Raw genomic sequence first — 1,879 nt, 5'->3', positions numbered from 1 at the left:
AATTAATGTACGACACAAAAAACCGTGGGAGCTGGCTTGCCAGCGATGGCGTCAATAAGGTCAAACGATAGGAAACGAGTTGAAATCGACGCTATTGGCCAGCCGGCTATCAATCAGGTCAATAAACCCCTGCGCCTCGGGCCGGTTGAAGTGCGCCTGCATCGCCGCCTCCGACTGCCAGTGGGCGCTGACCGTCCAGCGGTGGCTGTCCTCGGGGCAGCGGTCGACCAGGTAGGAATCGCAGCCGGGTGTCTCGCGCAAGGTGTCGACGATCCTCTGCAGTTGCCTGCCCAGCTCCTCCGAGCGGCCGGCGGCGGCCTGCACCTGAACGGTGTTGATCACTTCGTTGGACATTGCTCACACTCCTTAATCAGGCCGGACGAGTCCTGCTCATTGAGGGATAACGCTGGTGCAGAATAGGCCTGCACCCCCGGATCACCAATAACCAATCGGCGGTTAATCACCCAGTCCAATCATTCACGCAACTTGTTGCAGGATGTCGCGCAGGCGATCCAGAGCGATATCAATGTCCAGCGTTTCAATGGCGCCGAAACCGAAGTACAAGCCGTTTTTCGCCGGTTGCTGGTCATAGAAAATGTCGATGGAGTACAGGCCGACCTCGACCCTTTTCGCCAGTTCGATCACCAGCGGCAGATCGATCGGCACCTTGCAGAGCACCGCCATATGAAAGCCCGCACTGGCTGGCACCGCGTCGAGCCAGGGCGACAGATCGGTCGCCATGCGCGCCAGAATCCGTTTGCGGCGCTGGGCGTAAATCGCGTGGCAGCGGCGGATGTGCTTGAGCAGACAACCCTCGGCGATGAACTTGGCCAGCGCCCATTGCGGCAAAGTCGGGGCATGCTGGTCGGTGAGTTTTTTGGCGCGAATCACCGCTTCGAGGATCGCCGGCGGCAGGATCGCGTAGCCCAGGCGCAGCTCTGGCAGCAGGGTTTTGGAGAACGTGCCGACGTAGGCGACGATGCCGCGCTGATCGAGGTCGTGCAGTGAGTCAGTAGGGCGACCTTCGTAGCGGAATTCGCTGTCATAGTCGTCCTCGATGATGATCGCCCCCAGTTCATAGGCTCGGGCCAGCAAGGCTTCACGGCGCGCCTGGCTCATCGACATACCCAGCGGGAACTGGTGTGACGGGGTGACGTAAATCAGCCGCGTGCCCTCGGGAATCTGCTCGGCCACAATGCCTTCGGCATCCACCGGCACACCGACCACTTGTGCGCCGTGGGTGCCGAACAGCAGACGCGCTGGCGGGTAGCCCGGGTCTTCCATTGCCACCCGGCTGCCGGGGCTGATCAGCACGCGGGAGATCAAGTCCAGCGCCTGTTGTGCACCGTTGCACACCACGATGTCTTCGTCCTGGCAGTTGATCCCGCGTGAGAACGCGATGTGCCCGGCAATCGCATGGCGCAGCGCCGGAAGGCCTTCGGGCACGCTGTAGAAACCCTTGGAGGCGGCCATCTGGCGCATGGCGTGCGCGACGCAGCGGCGCCAGTCGTCATGGGGAAACTGGCCCTTGCTGGTGGCGCCGCCGATGAAGTCGTAGCGCAGCGAGCCTTGCAGCGTCGGGTGCTGCAGGAACATCGGCAGGGTGCGCCAGCGCTCGATCACCTCGGCGCTGGCCAGTTCAGTGTGGCTTTGCTTGCGCTGAATCTGCGCCGGGCGCGCATTGACGTAGGTGCCTTTGCCGATCACTCCGGTGAGGAAGTTTTCGTAGGTCAACTGGGCGTAGGTGTCGGAAATGGTCTTGCGCGAGATGCCCAGTTGTTCGGCCAACAGGCGGCTGGGCGGCAACTGCGTACCCGCCGCGAGACGCCCGGATTCGATGGCCCCGCGCAGCTGTTGGTACAACTGGCCGGCGAGGTCC

Annotated in this window: 2 protein-coding genes; both read right to left on the bottom strand. The window is 62.4% G+C overall.

All coding sequences use genetic code 11. From position 1 onward, the window contains the following. Positions 1–60 precede the first annotated feature (60 nt). Entirely contained in the window at positions 61–354 is a 294-nt protein-coding gene (locus DBR24_RS26195) for a putative quinol monooxygenase (protein WP_123468040.1), read from the bottom strand. Between the two features lie 123 nt (positions 355–477). Continuing rightward, positions 478–1,879, bottom strand: a 1,402-nt coding sequence (locus tag DBR24_RS26190; protein ID WP_146189123.1) for a PLP-dependent aminotransferase family protein, incomplete at its 5' end; no start/stop codon positions are given.

Source organism: Pseudomonas sp. HMWF006, assembly GCF_003061205.1.
GTDB lineage: Bacteria > Pseudomonadota > Gammaproteobacteria > Pseudomonadales > Pseudomonadaceae > Aquipseudomonas > Aquipseudomonas monsensis.
Note: the sequence above shows the minus strand (reverse complement) of the source record. Positions and strands in the feature narration are given on the sequence as shown.

Excerpts from the sequence above, each read along its gene's own strand:
- DBR24_RS26195 (WP_123468040.1), bottom strand. The coding sequence starts at position 354 with ATGTCCAACGAAGTGATCAACACCGTTCAGGTGCAGGCCGCCGCCGGC.